At 73.4% G+C, this 16,830-nt stretch carries 17 protein-coding genes; 11 read left to right on the forward strand and 6 right to left on the reverse strand.

Annotated elements, in window-relative coordinates; all coding sequences use genetic code 11:
* Positions 1–10: 10 nt before the first annotated feature.
* The 5 genes from ACFYV5_RS05555 to ACFYV5_RS05575 are packed head-to-tail and all read right to left on the reverse strand — an operon-like array spanning position 11 to position 6,044.
* A complete protein-coding gene (locus tag ACFYV5_RS05555) occupies positions 11–1,216 on the reverse strand; it encodes an MFS transporter (protein ID WP_389164679.1) in 1,206 nt (401 codons plus the stop codon).
* Entirely contained in the window at positions 1,213–1,887 is a 675-nt protein-coding gene (locus tag ACFYV5_RS05560) for an ATP-binding cassette domain-containing protein (protein WP_389164682.1), read from the reverse strand. Before ACFYV5_RS05560 ends, ACFYV5_RS05555 begins: the two co-directional genes overlap by 4 nt.
* On the reverse strand, positions 1,884–2,825 hold the full coding sequence (locus ACFYV5_RS05565) for an ABC transporter ATP-binding protein (protein WP_389164685.1): 942 nt from the start codon (positions 2,823–2,825) through the stop codon (positions 1,884–1,886). The genes ACFYV5_RS05560 and ACFYV5_RS05565 overlap by 4 nt, the downstream gene beginning before the upstream one ends.
* Positions 2,812–4,557 (reverse strand): ABC transporter permease subunit, encoded by a 1,746-nt coding sequence (locus ACFYV5_RS05570; protein ID WP_355109523.1) that lies wholly within the window; start codon positions 4,555–4,557, stop codon positions 2,812–2,814. The genes ACFYV5_RS05565 and ACFYV5_RS05570 overlap by 14 nt, the downstream gene beginning before the upstream one ends.
* The gene (locus ACFYV5_RS05575; protein ID WP_355110115.1) at positions 4,554–6,044 is read right to left on the reverse strand and encodes an ABC transporter substrate-binding protein; all 1,491 of its coding nucleotides are present in this window, start codon (positions 6,042–6,044) and stop codon (positions 4,554–4,556) included. The genes ACFYV5_RS05570 and ACFYV5_RS05575 overlap by 4 nt, the downstream gene beginning before the upstream one ends.
* A 213-nt stretch (positions 6,045–6,257) precedes the next feature.
* On the opposite strand from ACFYV5_RS05575, the gene ACFYV5_RS05580 reads away from it, so the two are divergent.
* The 7 genes from ACFYV5_RS05580 to ACFYV5_RS05610 all read left to right on the forward strand — a co-directional run bounded on the left by ACFYV5_RS05580 (position 6,258) and on the right by ACFYV5_RS05610 (position 13,960).
* A complete protein-coding gene (locus tag ACFYV5_RS05580) occupies positions 6,258–6,998 on the forward strand; it encodes an amino acid ABC transporter ATP-binding protein (protein ID WP_389164689.1) in 741 nt (246 codons plus the stop codon).
* A gap of 42 nt (positions 6,999–7,040) precedes the next feature.
* Entirely contained in the window at positions 7,041–7,883 is an 843-nt protein-coding gene (locus tag ACFYV5_RS05585) for a glutamate ABC transporter substrate-binding protein (RefSeq protein ID WP_355109519.1), read from the forward strand.
* 10 nt (positions 7,884–7,893) lie between these two features.
* Positions 7,894–8,559, forward strand: coding sequence for an amino acid ABC transporter permease (locus ACFYV5_RS05590; protein ID WP_355109517.1), 666 nt, complete (start codon positions 7,894–7,896; stop codon positions 8,557–8,559).
* Positions 8,556–9,470, forward strand: coding sequence for an amino acid ABC transporter permease (locus ACFYV5_RS05595; protein WP_355109515.1), 915 nt, complete (start codon positions 8,556–8,558; stop codon positions 9,468–9,470). Before ACFYV5_RS05590 ends, ACFYV5_RS05595 begins: the two co-directional genes overlap by 4 nt.
* A 259-nt stretch (positions 9,471–9,729) precedes the next feature.
* Complete coding sequence (locus ACFYV5_RS05600) at positions 9,730–11,361, forward strand: sulfite oxidase (RefSeq protein ID WP_389164693.1); 1,632 nt, start codon at positions 9,730–9,732, stop codon at positions 11,359–11,361.
* 29 nt (positions 11,362–11,390) lie between these two features.
* Positions 11,391–13,490, forward strand: a complete 2,100-nt coding sequence (locus ACFYV5_RS05605; RefSeq protein WP_389164695.1) for an ATP-binding protein — start codon at positions 11,391–11,393, stop codon at positions 13,488–13,490.
* A 155-nt stretch (positions 13,491–13,645) separates the two neighbouring features.
* Positions 13,646–13,960 (forward strand): STAS domain-containing protein, encoded by a 315-nt coding sequence (locus ACFYV5_RS05610; protein WP_389164698.1) that lies wholly within the window; start codon positions 13,646–13,648, stop codon positions 13,958–13,960.
* 110 nt (positions 13,961–14,070) lie between these two features.
* Here the strand turns inward: ACFYV5_RS05610 and ACFYV5_RS05615 are convergent, their stop codons facing one another.
* Positions 14,071–14,271 (reverse strand): hypothetical protein, encoded by a 201-nt coding sequence (locus ACFYV5_RS05615; protein ID WP_389164701.1) that lies wholly within the window; start codon positions 14,269–14,271, stop codon positions 14,071–14,073.
* 160 nt (positions 14,272–14,431) lie between these two features.
* Between ACFYV5_RS05615 and nadE the strand changes: the two genes are divergently transcribed.
* The 4 genes from nadE to ACFYV5_RS05635 all read left to right on the forward strand — a co-directional run bounded on the left by nadE (position 14,432) and on the right by ACFYV5_RS05635 (position 16,611).
* On the forward strand, positions 14,432–15,262 hold the full coding sequence (gene nadE / locus ACFYV5_RS05620) for an ammonia-dependent NAD(+) synthetase (RefSeq protein WP_389164704.1): 831 nt from the start codon (positions 14,432–14,434) through the stop codon (positions 15,260–15,262).
* Between the two features lie 112 nt (positions 15,263–15,374).
* Positions 15,375–15,764 (forward strand): VOC family protein, encoded by a 390-nt coding sequence (locus tag ACFYV5_RS05625; RefSeq protein ID WP_355109503.1) that lies wholly within the window; start codon positions 15,375–15,377, stop codon positions 15,762–15,764.
* Positions 15,765–15,882: 118 nt separating this feature from the next.
* Positions 15,883–16,152 (forward strand): DUF6381 family protein, encoded by a 270-nt coding sequence (locus tag ACFYV5_RS05630; RefSeq protein ID WP_355109501.1) that lies wholly within the window; start codon positions 15,883–15,885, stop codon positions 16,150–16,152.
* 9 nt (positions 16,153–16,161) lie between these two features.
* Entirely contained in the window at positions 16,162–16,611 is a 450-nt protein-coding gene (locus ACFYV5_RS05635; RefSeq protein ID WP_389164708.1) for a hypothetical protein, read from the forward strand.
* Positions 16,612–16,830: the final 219 nt, after the last annotated feature.

A 16,830-nucleotide genomic window follows, 5' to 3' on the forward strand; every position in this document is an offset into this window, starting at 1 on the left:
GGTCCGGCCGTCACCCGCGCGCTTCCGATGGACAGGCCGGGGCCATCGCGCGCGGGACGAGCAGCAGGCCCAGGAGCGGCACCGCGCCCAGGACCAGCCAGGGCAGGGGGCCCCGGTGCTCCAGAAGGGCGCCGGCGGGAGCGGCGCCCGCGAGGACGACCAGACCGGAGACCGACGAGAGCGCGCCGGTGAACAGGCCGAGCCGGTCGGCGTCGACGAGGTCGGGGACGTACGCCCGCGTCGCCGGCACCACCAGCATCTGACCGAGGGTCAGCAGCACCGTGAAGCAGAGCGCGGGCCACAGGCCGCCCAGCGGCAGCAGCGCGCCGGTCGCCGCGAACGCGCCCGCGATCAGGGCGAGGCCGCCGCGGACCATACCGGGCGCGCTCAGCCGCGCCGCCGCCCACCGCTCCAGCGGCACCTGGCCGGCCACGACCAGCGCGGAGGAGAGCGCGAAGAGCCAGCCGAGAGCCTCCTGCGAGCCGGTGGCGCGGTCCAGCTCGGCCGGCAGGGCCAGATAGAGCTGGTTGTACGCGAGCAGGTAGGTCGCGTACGCGAGCGCGAGGCCGAGGAAACGGCGGTTGCGCACCAGGGGGCGCCACTCGGTCCGGGTCCTTCGCCGCGCGGGCTCCGCCCCCGGCATCAGGAACCAGTGCCCGGCGAGGACGAGGGCGAAGACCACGGCCCCCGCCGCGCACGCGATCCGGAAGTGCCCGCCGTCGGGCCCGTCCCCGGCTCCGTACAGGGACAGCGCGCCCAGCACCGGCCCGAGCAGCGCGCCCGCCTGCCCGCCCGCCGAGAACAGCGCGAGCGCCCGCGTGCGGGCCGGACCTCCCTCGCCCTCGATGCGCACGGCCTCGCGCGCCATCTCCGTCTCCACGGCCGGCGAGAACAGGGCCGCGGCGAAGCCGACCAGGACCACGGCCCCGATCACCGACCAGGTGGCGGTGGCGAAGGCGAGCCAGCAGAAGCCCGCCACCCGCAGCGCGCAGCCGGTGAGGACGACCGGCCGCGCGCCGTAACGGTCCGTCAGCGCGCCACCGACCACGAAGAGTCCCTGCTGACTGAAGGTACGCAGTCCCAGGATCAGCCCGACCAGCCAGCCGCCCAGGCCGAGGGCACCGCCCAGATGGTCGGCGAGATAGGGGAGTACGGCGAAGAAGCCGACGTTGAACGCGAACTGACTGGTGATCAGCAGCCTGGCCAGCGGGGTCACGCGACGATCTTTCCGTGCCTCATGGTGAGCACGCGATCGCTCAGGTGCCGGACCGCCGCCATGTCGTGGGAGATGAACAGATAGCCGAGCCCGAGCCGGTCCTGGAGATCGAGGAGCAGGTTGAGGACACCCGCACGCAGGGACGGGTCCAGGGCCGACACCGGTTCGTCGAGGACGAGCAGTTCGGGCGAGCTCGCCAGCGCGCGGGCGATTCCCGCGCGCTGACACTGCCCGCCGGACAGCTCGTGCGGGAGCCGGTCCGCGAGGGCGGCGTCGAGGCCCACCATGTCGAGGAGCTCCGCGACCCGCTCCGGCCCTGCGGGCCGCGACCAGCGGCCCTGGACACGCAACGGCTCGGCGATCTGCTCGCGGATCCGCCGGCGCGGGCTGAGCGAGCCGTACGGGTCCTGGAACACCGGCTGGAACCGCGGCCGGACCGCGCGCAGCCGCCGCTCGCCGAGCGCGGCGAGGTCCAGACCGTCGAAGCGGACACTGCCGCTGTGCGGCCGGCGCAGCCGCAGGACGGCCGCGGCCGTGGACGACTTCCCGCAGCCGGACGGCCCCACGAGCCCGACCGTCTCACCGGCGTCCACGTGGAAGGAGACGCCGTCGACGGCGGTGGCCGCCCCGTACCGTACGACCAGGTCGTGGGCGTCGAGCAGCGGGTTCATACGGACTCCGGGGCAGCGTGGTGGCAGGCGACCTCGCGCCCGTCGAGCGAGCGGGGTTCGGGGCGTGCGGTACGGCAGTGGTCGGTGGCCCGCCCGCAGCGGGGGAAGAAGACACAGCCGTGCGGCAGCTCGCCGGGCGTCGGCGGCCGGCCGGGGAGGACGGGCAGCCGTGTCCGGGGAACCCCGTCGACGGCGGGCAGGGAGGCCAGCAGTCCCACCGTGTACGGCGCGAGGGGGCGGGCCAGGACCCGGTCCACCGGCCCGTACTCGACGAGGGAACCCGCGTACATGACCGCCATGCGGTCGGCGTGCTCCCGTACGACGTCGAGCGCGTGGGTGACCAGCACGAGCGAGGCGCCCCGCGCCGCGCAGCGCTCGCGCAGCAGGCCGAGGACCTTGTCCTGCGTCTCGGGGTCCAGGGCGGTGGTCGGCTCGTCGGCCACGACCAGCTCCGGCTCGTTGACCAACGCCATGGCGAGCACGGCGCGCTGCCTCATCCCGCCCGAGAACTCGTGGGGGTGGGCACGGGACCTGGCGGCAGGGATGCCGACCTCCTCGAGAGCGGCGGCGGCCCGGCGCCGGGCGTCCTTCCTCGACATCCCCCGAACCGACCTGAGCGCGAGCGCGAGTTGGTCGCCGACCGGGTGGACGGGGGAGAGCGCGGAGAGGGCGTCCTGCGGCACGAGCGCGATGCGCCGGCCCCAGTCGGCCGGCGTGACCGGGGAGCCTCCGAGCAGGACGTCACCGGAGACCGTCGCCTCGCGCGGTGCCATGCCGAGCAGGGCGCGGGCGGTCAGGGACTTGCCCGCCCCCGACTCGCCGACCAGGGCCAGGACTTCCCCCGCGTGGACGTCGAAGGAGACACCGCGGACGACCTCCACGCCGGCGAACCCGACGCGCAGCCCGCGCACGGAGAGCAGAGTGTCAGACCGCGACACGGGTCGCCTTCCTTCGCAGGGGTAGGGAGCGGGTGGGGACGCGGGCGCGGGTGCGGCGCACGGTCGTCCCCGACAGGGCGACGGCGAGCGCGGCGAGGAGCGCGAGCGCGACCGCCGGGGCGAGCGCGGCCACCGGGGCCCGCTCGACGTAGTCGGCGGACTCGTCGAGCAGCAGCCCCCACTCGGGGGACGGCGGCTGGGCGCCGAGCCCGAGGAAGCCGAGCGAGGCCAGGGCCAGCGCGATGCCGGGCAGTCGCAGGACGGCGTGCCGGGCGACCGGCGCGGCCACCGACGGCAGGACGTGCCGGCCGAGGATCCAGAGCGGGCTCGCGCCCATCGCCCGCTGGGCCATGAGGAAGCCGGAGGCCCGTATCTCCTGGGTCAGGGCGGCGGCATGCGCCGCGAGCGGCGGCCAGGAGACGACGGTGACGGCGAGCGCCGCGGCGCCCGTCCCGGGGCCTGTCGCGGCGGCGACGAGGATGCCGGCGACGACCGGCGGCACGGCGTTCGCGATGTCGGCGAACCCCGAGGCCAGGTTCGGCAGGAACCCGAGCGCGAGCGCGAGCAGACAGCCGAGCAGACAGACCGCGGCGGCCGTGCCGACCGTCGCGGCGGCGCCGTGCCCGAGCCGGGCCAGGACGTCGCGGCCCAGGGCGTCGGTGCCGAGCGGATGCGCCGACGAGGGCGCCGCGAGCCGGGCGGCGGTGTCGATCGCGTACGGCTCGCGCAGCAGTCCCCAGCCGACCACGGCGAGGAGGACCGCGCCGAGGACCAGCGGAACGGCCGGGGGGACGCGGGGAGGCCGGGCGGCGGGCAGGGTGAGGCCCGCGTCCCGCAGGGCGGGACCGAGCAGCCTGCGGCGCACGGCGGCCGCGAGGGCCCCCGTCAGGAGCCCGAGCGCGAGCAGGGCGAGCACGGTGCCCTGGAGCAGCGGCAGGTCCTGGGACTTGGCCGCCCCCAGCGCCGTACGCCCGAGACCGGGGATCGCGAAGACCGTCTCGACGGCGACCGCGCCGCCCGTGAGGCCGACCGCGACCATCCCGAACTGCGGTACCAGCGGCGGGAGCGCACGGCGGACGGCGGCCGCGGCGATCAGCGCCCTGCCGACGCCCGCCCCGCGCCACAGCTCCACCCAGCGCTCGTCGAGCACGGACGGCAGGGCGTCGGCGACCAGCCGGCCGAGCAGCGCGCCCGCCGGGACGCCGAGGGCGAGCGCCGGCAGGACGAGGTACTGCGGCCCCGCCCACCCGGAGGTGGGGAACCAGCCGAGCCAGACGCCCGCCACGATCAACAGCCCCAGGGACAGCAGGAACTCGGGAACGGCGGCGAGGACCGCCGCCAGGGCCCCCGTGGTGCCCCGGCCCCGTACGAGCACGGGCGCGGCGAGCGCGCAGCCCACCGTGAGCGCCACGGCGAGCGCGGCGCCCATGAGGGTCAGCGAGACCTGCAGCCCGGCGGTCACCGACGGCAGGACGTCCGTGCCCGACACCCAGGAGGTTCCGAGATCGCCACGGAACAGGCCGGCGGCCCACCGGCCGAGCAGTCCGAGCGGTCCCGCGTCGAGGCCGAGGTCGGCGCGGATGGCGGCCAGCGCCTCGGGCGTCGGCTCCTGTTCGGCGGACCGCGCGCGCAGCAGGCTGAGCGCGGGGTCCTTGCCGGACAGCCAGGGCAGCAGCCCCGCCACGGTCAGTACGGTGACCAGACCGGCCGCCCGCGCGAGGGCCGCCCTCACCTGACGTGGGTGTCGATCGTGACGAGCTCGCGCTCCCGCGGGTCGTGCGCGGCGCCGCTGACGTTCGCGGCGTCGCCCTGGACGACGCGCTCGTGCAGCATGGGGACGGCGGCGTCGGTGGCGAGCACCGCGGCCTCCGCGTTCATGACGGCCCGGCGCCGGGCGTCGCCCGTCGCGGTCCCCGAGGCGGTGGTCAGCGCCCGGTCGACGGCGGGGTCGGAGAGCTGTGAGAGGTTGAAGGAGCCCTCGCCCGCGAAGTCGCTGAACAGGTACGCGGCCGGGTCCCCGGAGTCGAGGACGGTCGCCCGGGACAGGATGAAGGCGTCGAACTTCCCGGCCAGCGCGTCCGCCTCGATGTTGGCGTACTCGCGGACGTCGAGGGTGACCGTGAAGCCGGCCGCTCGCAGCTGCTGCTGGAGGACCTGCGCGACCTCCGGCAGCTCGGCGCGGTCGGTGAAGGTGCCGATGGTGATCCGGGCGCCCTTCGGATCGGCCGCCGCGGCGTGCGGGACGGTCCCGCGCAGCTTCGCGGCCCACGGGAGCGCCGGGCCGAGGAGCCCCTGGGCGATGTCGGCCCTGCCCTCGTACACGCCCTCGACGATCTTCCGGGCGTCGATCGCCTCGCGGGCCGCCGCGCGCAGCCGGGCATCCTTGAACGGGCCCGACGCGGTGTTGAGGTAGAGGGTGTTGGTGCGCGGCATCGGCACCTCGGTGATCAGCTTCCGGTCGAGCAGCGCGGCCTGGGAGACCGGTACGGCCTCGACGATGTCGGCCTCGCCGCTGCGCAGGGCCGCGGCGCGCGCGGTGCCGTCGGGGACGAACTTCACGTCGATCCCGGAGGCCTTGGCCTTCCCGCCCCAGTAGCCGTCGTAGCGGTCGAGCGTCGCGGAGGCGGTGCCGTTGACCTTGACCAGCTCGAAGGGTCCCGTGCCGGCGCCGACCGGGCTGACGGTCTTCCCCCGGTACGCCTTGGCGGCCAGGATCGACAGCTGAGGCGAGCTGAGCCGCTGCGGTACGAGCGGGTCCACGGCGGCCGTCGTGACGGTGACCGTGTGCGGGCCGGTGGCGCGGACGGTGAGGTCGACGCCGTCGAGGATGCGCGGCTTGGGGGAGGCGCCGGCGGCGGCGGTCAGTGAGGTCACCACGGACGCGGCGGTGAGCGCCGTGCCGTCGTGGAAGGTGACGCCCCGGCGGAGCGTGAACGTCCACGTCCGGTCGGTCTGCTTCCAGGCGGTGGCGAGGGCGGGGACGGCGTTCCCGTCCCGGTCGAGCCTGACGAGCGTCTCGGCGGCGGACCAGCGCGACAGCTTGAAGGCGTCGTCCGACAGGGGCGAGAGCCCGGAGCGCGGCGGCTGCATCATCGCGAGGCGCAGCCGGCCGTCGGCGGACCCGTCGGCGGAAGTTCCGGAGGCGGCGAAACAGCCGGTCAGCAGGGTGGCGGCGGTGACCGCGGCGAGGGTGGCCGCCAGGGTACGGCGACCGGGTATGCGGGTGTCACCGGGTATGCGGGTGTTTTCGGGCAGGCGCAAGGGAGGGCCCCAACGGGAGGTGCGAAGGGTGGACGGTGCACCGACCTTAGCATCATGACAATCGTTTTCAGGAACCAGGTCGGTCGCCCTCCGGCGTGCAGGACATCGGCCGAAGGCGGAGCATGAACGTGAGAAGAGTGGACGGCGGGGGCGGCGAACCAGGAGGCTGCCATGCCCGACGCGCTCGTCGTACTGAAGAACGTCGACAAGCACTTCGGAGCGCTCCACGTGCTCCAGTCCATCGACATGACCGTCGGCCGGGGCGAGGTCGTGGTCGTCATCGGACCCTCCGGCGGCGGGAAGTCGACCCTCTGCCGGGCCATCAACCGGCTGGAGACCATCGACTCCGGCGAGATCGTCATCGACGGCAAGCCGCTGCCCGACGAGGGCCGCGAACTCGCCGCGCTCCGGGCCGACGTCGGCATGGTCTTCCAGTCCTTCAACCTCTTCGCGCACAAGACCGTCCTCGAGAACGTCACCCTCGGCCAGATCAAGGTGCGCAAGAAGGACAAGAAGGCCGCCGAGCAGCGGGCGCGTCAGCTGCTCGACCGCGTCGGGGTCGCCAACCAGGCCGACAAGTACCCCGCCCAGCTCTCCGGCGGCCAGCAGCAGCGCGTCGCGATCGCCCGGGCACTGGCCATGGACCCGAAGGCGATGCTCTTCGACGAACCGACGTCGGCCCTCGACCCCGAGATGATCAACGAAGTCCTGGAGGTCATGCAGCAACTCGCCCGTGACGGCATGACCATGGTCGTCGTCACGCACGAGATGGGCTTCGCGCGCTCCGCCGCCAACCGCGTGGTCTTCATGGCGGACGGCAGGATCGTGGAGGAGACCACACCCGACCAGTTCTTCAGCAACCCGCGCAGCGACCGCGCCAAGGACTTCCTGTCGAAGATCCTGCACCACTGAACCGCGGACGCCGCGCGCACAGCAGCCCCCAGGGGTGATCCCATGAATCCGCGCAAGCTCACCCAGGCCGGTGTGGCGGCGGCCGCCGCGCTCGCCCTCTCCTTCTCCCTGGTCGCCTGCGGCGACGACGGGGGCGGCGGCTCGGGCGGTGGCGAAGAGAAGATCACCGTCGGCATCAAGTTCGACCAGCCCGGCCTCGGGTTGAAGACCCCCGACGGCACCTACACCGGCTTCGACGTCGACGTGGCGACCTACGTCGCCCGGCAGCTCGGCCACGATCCCGGCGACATCGAGTGGAAGGAGGCCAAGAGCGCCGACCGCGAGACGCTGCTCCAGCGCGGTGACGTCGACTTCATCGCCGCCACGTACTCGATCAACGACGAGCGGTCGAAGAAGGTCGACTTCGCCGGTCCGTACCTCCTGGCCCACCAGGACGTGCTGATCCGCGCGGACGACACCTCCATCACCAAGCCCGAGGACCTGAACAACAAGAAGCTCTGCTCGGTCACCGGCTCCACGTCAGCGCAGAACGTCAAGGACAGGATCGCTCCGGACGCCCAACTCCAGGAGTACGGCGGTTACTCGGAGTGCCTCACCGGTCTGGAGAACGGCGTCATCGACGCGCTGACCACCGACGACTCGATCCTCGCCGGCTACGCCTCGCAGCCCGAGTTCCGGGGCAAGTTCAAGCTCGCCGGCTTCAAGATGAGCAACGAGAACTACGGAATCGGAGTCCAGAAGGGCAGCGCACTCAAGCAGCAGATCAACGACGCTCTGGAGAAGATGGTCGCGGACGGCTCCTGGGAGGAGGCCGTGAAGAAGAACTTCGGCCCGGCCGGTTACAAGAACGAGCCCGCGCCGAAGATCGGCGTCATCGTCAAGTGAGTGGGCCGCCGTGTTCGACTTCCTCGAAGGCTACGACCTGCTGGGAGCGTTCTGGGTGACGGTGCAGCTCACCGTCTACTCCGCGATCGGTTCCCTGATCTGGGGGACGCTGCTGGCCGCCATGCGCGTCAGCCCCGTCCCCCTGATGCGGGGCTTCGGCACCGCCTACGTCAACATCGTCCGCAACATCCCCCTCACCGTCATCATCGTCTTCACCTCGCTCGGCCTGTTCCAGACGCTCGGCGTCAACATGGGCGCCCAGGACTTCACGACCATCAACTTCCGGCTCGCCGTCCTCGGACTGATCGCCTACACCTCCGCCTTCGTCTGCGAGGCACTCCGGTCCGGCATCAACACGGTCCCCCTCGGACAGGTCGAGGCGGCTCGCGCCATCGGTCTCAGCTTCCCCCAGATCCTCCGGCTGATCGTGCTGCCCCAGGCCTTCCGCTCGGTCGTCGGACCGCTGGCCAACGTACTGATCGCCCTCACCAAGAACACCACCGTCGCCGCCGCGATCGGCGTCGCCGAAGCCGCCCTGCTGATGCGGGAGATGATCGAGAACGAGGCCCAGTTGATCCTCATCTCGGCGCTCTTCGCCTTCGGCTTCATCTGTCTCACGCTCCCCACCGGCCTCTTCCTGGGCTGGCTGGCCAAGAAGGTGGCGGTGAAGAGATGAAGGTCAGGCCCACCGTCCTCTACGACGTCCCCGGCCCGCGCGCGAAGCGCCGCAACGTGCTCTACACCGTCGTGTTCCTGGTCGCGCTCGGCCTGCTGATCTGGTGGGTCCTGCTGACCCTCGCCGACCAGGGCCAGCTGGAATGGGCCAAGTGGTCCCCGTTCTTCACGGACTCCCGCACCTGGTCGACCTTCCTCCTGCCCGCCCTGAAGAACACCCTCATCGCCGCCGCCCTGGCCATGGTCATCGCGCTGCCGCTCGGAGCGATCCTCGGCATCGGACGGCTCTCCGACCACGCGTGGGTCCGCGGCGCGGCCGGCACGGTCGTGGAGTTCTTCCGCGCCATCCCCGTACTGATCCTGATGCTCTTCGCCAACGCCGCCTACTCCGAGTTCACCGACATCAGCCCCGAGAACCGTCCCCTCTACGCGGTCGTCACCGGCCTCGTCCTCTACAACGCCTCGGTCCTCGCCGAGGTGGTCCGGGCCGGCATCCTGTCCCTGCCCCGAGGCCAGACCGACGCCGCCAAGGCGATCGGGATGCGCAAGGGCCAGACCATGACGCACGTCCTGCTGCCCCAGTCGGTCACCGCGATGCTCCCGGCACTCGTCAGCCAGCTCGTCGTCATCGTCAAGGACACCGCGCTCGGCGGCGCCATGCTCGGCTTCTCCGAGCTCCTCGCCTCCGTGCGCCCGATGAGCGCGAACTACGGAGCGAACACCATCGCCAGCTTCACGGTCGTCGCCGTCATCTTCGTCCTCCTGAACTTCGCGCTCACGACCTTCGCCGGCCGGCTGGAGCGCAGGCTGCGGCGCGCGAAGAAGTCCACGGGCGCGGTGGTCGGCGCCGACGCGGTCGAGGAGCTCGCGCGGCCCGGCGAACACCTCGGACCGGCCGACGGCGGCAAGTGACGGTCGGGTGCGAGGTGCCCGCTCAGCGGCTGAGCGCGCCGGGCCACCAGGCCGTGCGGCCGAGCGTGAGCACGTGCGTACTCACGTCGTCATCGGTGGTTCGCCCGGGCGCCTGAAGGCCGGACAGCGCCGCGGCACGCGCAGCGCTCGGGCAGCCTAGAGAAACCGGCCGCGGCGGTGCGTCCCGCGGCCGTCACCGGCAACGGATACGCTCCGTCTTCCAGGTGAAACGACCCATCCTTCAGGGCGTCGATGCCGAATGAGAAGCATGACCCTCTCAGATCCCCCGCGCGAACCCACGCGTACGGACCGTCTCCTGGCCGCTCTCGGCGGCCTGATCTCCGGATACGTCTCCCTCGCCGTCGCCGAACTCGTCGCCGCGGCCGTGCGCCCCGAAGCGGGCCCCGTCACGGCCGTCGGAGGCGTGGTCATCGACCGGACTCCGGCGGCGATCAAGAACTGGGCGATCCGGACCTTCGGCGAGAGCGACAAGGTCGTCCTCCAGCTGGGGATCCTCGCCGTCCTCGCGATCCTGGCGGCCGCCGTCGGGCTCCTCGCGCTCCGGCACCGACGTGCCGGAGCCGGCGCGGTCATGGCATTCGGTGTGCTCGGCGCCCTCGCCGCCGTGAGCCGCCCCGACTCCTCGTCCGCCGCGGACGCGCTGCCCTCGCCGGCCGGCGCGGCGGTGGGGGCCCTGCTGCTGTACGTACTGATCGGCCGGCTGCTCGCCCCCGAGCGCTCGTCCCCGCCCGGCCGGCTGCTCGCCCCCGAGCGCTCGTCCCCGCCCGGCCGGACCGGCGCCCCCGGCCGCCGGAACTTTCTCCTCGTCGCCGCCTCCACCGCCGTCGCCGCCACGGGCGCCGCCACGCTGGGCAGGGCCCTCGGCGGCACCCGCAGCCAGGGCGCCGTGGCCTCCCGCGACGCCCTCCGGCTCCCGCGGCCCGCATCGCCCGCGCCCGCCGTTCCTCCCGGCGCCCAGCTCCCCGTGCCGGGCATCAGCCCGTTCATCACCCCGAACAAGGACTTCTACCGCGTCGACACCGCGCTCGTCGTCCCCAAGATCGACGCCGACGGCTGGCGGCTGCGGATCCACGGACCGGGTGTCACCCGAGAACTCACCCTCACCCTCGCCGACCTGACGCGCCGTGAGGTGATCGAGCGGGACATCACCCTCGCCTGCGTCTCCAACGAGGTCGGCGGACCCTACGTCGGCAACGCCCGCTGGCTCGGTGTCCGGCTGGCCGACCTCCTGCGGGAGGCGGGGGTGAGGCCGCCCTCCGCCGGCGGCCGGGCCGACCAGCTCGTCGCCCGCTCGGTCGACGGCATGACCATCGGCACCCCGGTCGAGGAGGTGATGGACGGCCGCGACGCCCTCCTCGCCTTCGGCATGAACGGCACGCCGCTCCCCTTCGACCACGGCTTCCCCGTCCGGATGCTCGTGCCGGGTCTCTACGGCTACGTCTCGGCCTGCAAGTGGATCGAGGAGATCGAGGTCACCACGTTCGACGCCTACGACGCCTACTGGGTGCCCCGCGGCTGGGCCCGCGAGGCACCGGTGAAGACCCAGTCCCGGATCGACACCCCCCGGCCGCTCGCCCGGCCCAAGGCCGGCACCCTCGCGGTCGCCGGGGTCGCCTGGGCCCAGCACCGGGGCATCGAGCGCGTCGAGGTACGCGTCGACGAGGGAGCCTGGCAGGACGCCGAACTCGGCGCCGAGGACAGCCGGGACACCTGGCGACAGTGGGTGTACCGCTGGCAGGCGACCCCCGGCCGTCACACCCTCACGGTCCGTGCCACGGACGGCACCGGGGCCGTACAGACAGAGCGGCGCGCGGACACCATGCCGGACGGGGCGAGCGGATGGCACACCGTCGTCGTCACCGTCGAATGACCCGACCGCGGGGTCCGTTCGAACGCCTCATGAGGGAGACTGCTCCCGTGCGTGGACATCTACCCGACGAGAACACCGGTTTCGTGGGGCGCGGCAGAGAACTGGACCGGCTGACCGGAGAGTTGACGGACCACCGTCTGGTCACGGTCACCGGGGTCGGAGGCGTCGGCAAGACGCGGCTCGCCCTCCACACCGCGAAGCGCCTCGCCGCCGGCTTCGCCGACGGCGCGTGGTGGGCCGACCTGACCCCGCTCCAGGGGGACCGGCTCCTCGTGGCGAGCGTCGCCGACGCCGTCGACCTCACCTTCCACGCCCCCGGTATGCCCACCACCGTCCTGGGGGGATGGCTCGCCGAGAAGCGGCTGTTGCTCGTCCTCGACTCCTGCGACCATCTGGCGGCCCCCTGCGCCCGGCTGATCACCGAGCTCCTGGCCGCCGCGCCCGGCCTCACCGTGCTCGCCACCAGCCGGCGCCGCCTCGGCCTGCGGGAGGAGCGGGTGTTCGCCCTCGAACCCTTCGCGGCCACGGGCCGCGAAGCGACGGACCTGCTGCGGCAGCGCGTCGACAGCGGACGGCGGCGCGGCCCGCGCGTCCCCGCGCAGCGGCAGGCCGGCCCCGTCACCGAGATCTGCGCCCGGCTGGAGGGGATCCCCCTCGCCCTCGAACTGGCCGCGGCCCAGATCCGCCTCCAGGGCGTCGAGGCGGTCCGGGCCCAGCTCGGCTCGCGCTTCGACCTCCTCGTCCACCACGAGCGCGTGTGGCCGCAGCGGCACCAGACCCTGCGCGCGGCGATCGGCTGGAGCCACGAGCTGTGCGAACCCCTCGAACGGCTCCTGTGGGCACGGCTGACCGTGTTCCGCGGCCCGTTCGACCTGGCCTCGGCCACCTTCGTGTGCGAGGGCGGCCCGCTGACCCCGGAGACCCTGCCGACCGCCCTCGACGCACTGGTCCGCATGTCCGTGGTCCACCAGGAGAGCCACCGTTACCGGCTCCTCGACACCATCCGCGAGTACGGGGCGGGGTGGCTGGCCGCGCTCGGCGAGACGGAGGCCGTCGCCGACCGGCACGCCGCCTTCTGCCTCGACCTGGCCCAGCGGGCCGTCGCGGGCTGGCTCGGCCCCGATCAACCGCACTGGTACACCACGATCGACGAGCGCCACACGGATCTGTGCACCGCGATGGACCGGCTGCTGCGCACCGATCCCGACAGCGCCCTCGCGCTCGCCGGGGCGGTCGGATTCTTCTGGTCGTGCTCCGGCCGACTGCGGGAGGCCCGCGACTACCTGGAGCAGGCGCTGGTGCTCAGCGAGTCCCGGGGCGCCGAACGGGCCCGTGCGCTGTGGGCCCTGGGGGTGTCGCTCACGCTTCAGGGCGACTTCGCCCCGGCCCAGGAGGTGAGCGAGCGCTGCGCGCGCGAGGCCCGCCACGCCGCGTACATGACGGCGCCACCGGAACGGAGCGGTGACACCGTGGCCCTGGGGGCGCGGACGCTGGACGCCGCCTGTCTCGCGGGCCTGCTCGCCCTCATGACCGGCCGCCCCATGGCCGCGCTCGTCGTGGTCGGTCACGTCCTGGACGCCGCCCCCGGCGACCCGACGGACTCCGCCGAGCGCCTGCGCTGCCTCCTCGTACGGATCTTCGCGCTGACCGGCCTCGGCCGCCTCGACGAGGCCCGCGCGGCAGCGCTCTCCCTCCGGCAGACCTGCGCCGAACTGGGGGAGCACTGGACCCGCGCCTACCTCGACTACCAGCTCGCCCTGATCGGACTGCTCGAAGGAGAGCCCGAGTCGGCCGCCGCCCACGCCAGAGCCATGCTGGAAGGCAAACGCAAGCTCGGCGACGGCTTCGGGGTCGCCCTCGGACTCGACGTCCTGGCCGCCGCGCTCGCCGCCTCCGGGGACGGTGAACTCGCCGCCGACGTCTCCGGCACGGGCGAGGCCTACTGGCGGTCCACCGGCCGCCCGCAGCGGGGCATGCCGGAACTGCACGCCCTGCGCCGAAAGTACGAACACGCGGCCCGCGAGACGATCGGCTCGCCCACCTACGAGCAGATCTTCCTGCGCGCCCTGTCCGGGCAACCGCAGGAGGGCCTCGACCGCGCCCTGCGCGGCGGCTCGCGGCACCTCTGAGCCCACGGTCGGGTGTCCCCCGGAAGTGGATCACTGCTGCCCTGCGGGGTGACGAGGCGGCGCGCCGCGTTCCACTGAGCGGGGCGGCCGGTGTTCATGGAGGGGTGAGTACCGCGAGCACCGCACCGATACTGACCGAGACGCACCGTCCCCCCATGCGCGACCAGGGCGCGGACACCGCGCCCGGCGGCATAGTCGTCCACTCCTGCACCCACGTCGGCACCACGACCCTCCTGGTCCGGCTGACCGGAGAAGTCGACCATTACAGCGCCGCACCGCTGCGGGCCATACTCGCCTCCGCCGCCACGGACGGCTGCACCGACCTGATCCTGGACTGCTCCCGCATCACCTTCTGCGACTCCGGTCTCCTCGCCGTCCTGGACCAGTGGTCCCGGCTGGGCCGCCGGTACCGCATCGACGCGCCTCCGGCCGTCGTCCTGAGGCTGCTGCGGGTCGCGGCGGGACCCTGAGGAGCCCGCTGCGCGGCAGAGGTCGGTGACGGGGAAGGGCGGGCCGCGGCGCCCGAACGCCGCGGCCCGCCCGTCCCCTCCCGACCCGTTCGTGGAGGTTCGTGGAGGCGCTACTTCAGATACGGCCCCGCCGTTCCGATGCCGCCCGGTGGTCGCCCGGGCGGACGCCGAGGCGGTGGAGGCGTTGCCGGCGGCGTCGAGGGCCTGACGGTGCAGGTGTAGGCGGTGTTCTCCTCCAGGCGGGTGCCGGAGAGCACGGTGGAGCCGACGTCCGTGACCACCGTGCCGCGCGTGCCGCCCGTACGGGTCACCTGTCCGGACACCATCGATCGCGGGCGGGGACCGGGGAGGCCCTGTGCGGTCCCGGCGTGCCGCGCCGCATAGAGTCGACTCGGCTCGGGGCCCGGCGCCTGACCGGCGTACCGGACCCGCGCCCGCCCCGTACCGCCGAACCAGCCCGAGGAGCACTCCGTGACCGACGCGGTGTCCACCGCCCTGCAGCAGCAGATCGCCAGGGAACTCGAGGTTTCCCCGTCGTTCGACCCGCTCGCCGAGATCGAGCGCCGGGTCGCCTTCCTCACCGAGCGCCTCACCTCCACGGGCCTTCGCGGCCTCGTGCTGGGCATCAGCGGCGGTGTCGACTCCACGACCGCGGGCCGGCTCTGCCAGCTGGCCGTCGAGCGGGCCAGGGCCGCCGGACACGACGCCACCTTCTACGCCATGCGACTGCCCTACGGCGTCCAGGCCGACGAGAAGGACGCCCAGCTCGCCCTGGGCTTCATCGCCGCCGACCGCGTCCTGACCGTGGACATCAAGCCGGCGAGCGACGCCGCCCTCGACGCCGCCCTCGCCGGAGGCGTGACCTTCCGGGACGCCCACCACCAGGACTTCGTCCAGGGCAACATCAAGGCCCGGCAGCGGATGATCGCGCAGTACGCCGTGGCGGGCGCCCACGACGGCCTCGTCGTCGGCACCGACCACGCCGCGGAGGCTGTCTCCGGCTTCTTCACCAAGTACGGCGACGGCGCGGCCGACGTCGTTCCTCTGACCGGCCTGACCAAGCGCCGGGTGCGGGCCGTCGCGGAGGCCCTGGGCGCTCCCTCGGAGCTGGTGTGGAAGACCCCGACGGCCGACCTGGAGACCCTCGACCCGGGCAAGCCCGACGAGGACGCGCTCGGTGTGACGTACGACGACATCGACGACTTCCTGGAGGGCAAGCCGGTGGGAGAGGCCGCCTTCGCCTCGATCGTCCGCCGCTACGAGCTGACCGACCACAAGCGCCGGCTGCCGATCGCTCCCTGAGGGTGATGTGCGGCGACCATCCGGACGCGAGCCCGCGTGGCAGGCGTCCGGACGGTGGTCCGCTGGGTGTGCCCGGAGTACCGACGGGCCCCCACACGAAGGAGACAACGGCATGCTCGGACAGTCGAAGGCGTTCAGCGGCTTCTCGGTCGACGACCTCGCCGAGGCCCGCCGGTTCTACGGCGAGACCCTCGGCCTCCCCGTCGAGGAGACCGGGGAGGGCGAGATGAGGATGCTCACCCTCAAGCTGGGCACCGGGGCCAGCGTTTTCGTCTACCCCAAGGAGACGCACACGCCCGCGTCCTTCACGATCCTGAACTTCCCCGTGGAGGACATCGACGCGGCCGTCGACGAGCTGGTGCGGCGCGGGGTGACCTTCGAGCGCTATCCGGAGTTCGACGCCGACGAGAAGGGCGTCGTCCGTACTCCTGAGGGTCCGGCGGCGATCGCCTGGTTCACGGACCCGGCCGGCAACGTCCTCTCCGTACTCCAGGAGAGCTGACCGGGCGCGGGGGAGCGGCGCGAGGGCGGGCGCCGTCCTCGCCCGCGCGCCGTCCTCGCCCGCGCGCCGGAGTTTCCCCGCGTGCGGCGCGGGAAGCCGCCGCCCGAGGAGGCGCATCATGACCGCACGAGAGAGCGAGCCGCACGGCACCAGGGGAACCGGGGGCCGGGAAGCGGCGGGACGCGAGGGCGAGGGCGCGCACGCCCGTGCCCAGCACCAGCGCGACAAGGCCGAACACCTCCTGCAGCGCGCACGGCGCAGCACCGACCCGGAGGAGGCCGCGCGCCTGCGGGAGCAGGGGGAACAGCTCAAGGAGCGCAGCGAACGGGCCCTGAGCGAGGAGCACGAGCCCTCGCCCGGCGACCTCCACGAGGACTACCCCGGCTAGGGTCGCCCGATGGGCTTCTTCGACCGATGGACCGGCACCAGGTATCCCGACACCGATGTCGTACCGCGCTCCGCAGAGGAAGTCCGGGCGGCGCTGCTCGCGATCAACGGGCCCGGCGTCCCCTACCGCGTGCGCGACGCCACCCCCGCGGAGCGCGCCGACCTGGTGGCGGAGTGGCGCGTCCGGGAGCTGAACCTGACCCTGCGGACCCGGATGCGCCTGGTCCCGGCAGCCCGCGAGGTGCGCGCCCTCGACGAACGATGGGACGCGCGGCAGCGGGAGTACGGCCGCGGGAACGCTCCCCAGGTGTCGCGGCGGTGGACGTACGAGCGGGGGCCCGACGGGCGCAGGCGCAGGGTGGAGACGTTCCGCTTCGACTCCAGGGAGATGAAGAACCCTCTACGGGACGCGGTCCTCGACGCGGGATGGACCTGGCGGGGAGTGACGTTCAGACTCTGACCCCGGCACCCCTTCGCCGCGGCCGTGCGGCACCGCGACGCCGACGGCACGCCGCTGGACACGCGGACGGCCGCCGTGGAACTCCTCGACATCGTGCGGCCCACCGTCGCCGTCGCCTGGTTCGTCGCCTTCGTCGCCCACTCCATGGACCGCGGCCCCGGGGCAGCGCCGGCTGCTGCGCGAGGACGCCGGCCCGCTCGGGGAGCCGTACGCCGAGAC

Origin of the sequence: Streptomyces sp. NPDC003035 (assembly GCF_042888285.1) — a bacterium.
GTDB lineage: Bacteria > Actinomycetota > Actinomycetes > Streptomycetales > Streptomycetaceae > Streptomyces.

What these genes read in the sequence shown, in the direction of transcription:
- ACFYV5_RS05595 (WP_355109515.1), top strand. Translation starts at nt 8,556, where the DNA reads ATGAAGGTCAGGCCCACCGTCCTCTACGACGTCCCCGGCCCGCGCGCG.
- ACFYV5_RS05625 (WP_355109503.1), top strand. Translation starts at nt 15,375, where the DNA reads ATGCTCGGACAGTCGAAGGCGTTCAGCGGCTTCTCGGTCGACGACCTC.
- ACFYV5_RS05600 (WP_389164693.1), top strand. Translation starts at nt 9,730, where the DNA reads ATGAGAAGCATGACCCTCTCAGATCCCCCGCGCGAACCCACGCGTACG.
- ACFYV5_RS05585 (WP_355109519.1), top strand. Translation starts at nt 7,041, where the DNA reads ATGAATCCGCGCAAGCTCACCCAGGCCGGTGTGGCGGCGGCCGCCGCG.
- ACFYV5_RS05560 (WP_389164682.1), bottom strand. Translation starts at nt 1,887, where the DNA reads ATGAACCCGCTGCTCGACGCCCACGACCTGGTCGTACGGTACGGGGCG.
- ACFYV5_RS05630 (WP_355109501.1), top strand. Translation starts at nt 15,883, where the DNA reads ATGACCGCACGAGAGAGCGAGCCGCACGGCACCAGGGGAACCGGGGGC.
- ACFYV5_RS05580 (WP_389164689.1), top strand. Translation starts at nt 6,258, where the DNA reads ATGCCCGACGCGCTCGTCGTACTGAAGAACGTCGACAAGCACTTCGGA.
- ACFYV5_RS05635 (WP_389164708.1), top strand. Translation starts at nt 16,162, where the DNA reads ATGGGCTTCTTCGACCGATGGACCGGCACCAGGTATCCCGACACCGAT.
- ACFYV5_RS05605 (WP_389164695.1), top strand. Translation starts at nt 11,391, where the DNA reads ATGAGGGAGACTGCTCCCGTGCGTGGACATCTACCCGACGAGAACACC.
- ACFYV5_RS05610 (WP_389164698.1), top strand. Translation starts at nt 13,646, where the DNA reads ATGCGCGACCAGGGCGCGGACACCGCGCCCGGCGGCATAGTCGTCCAC.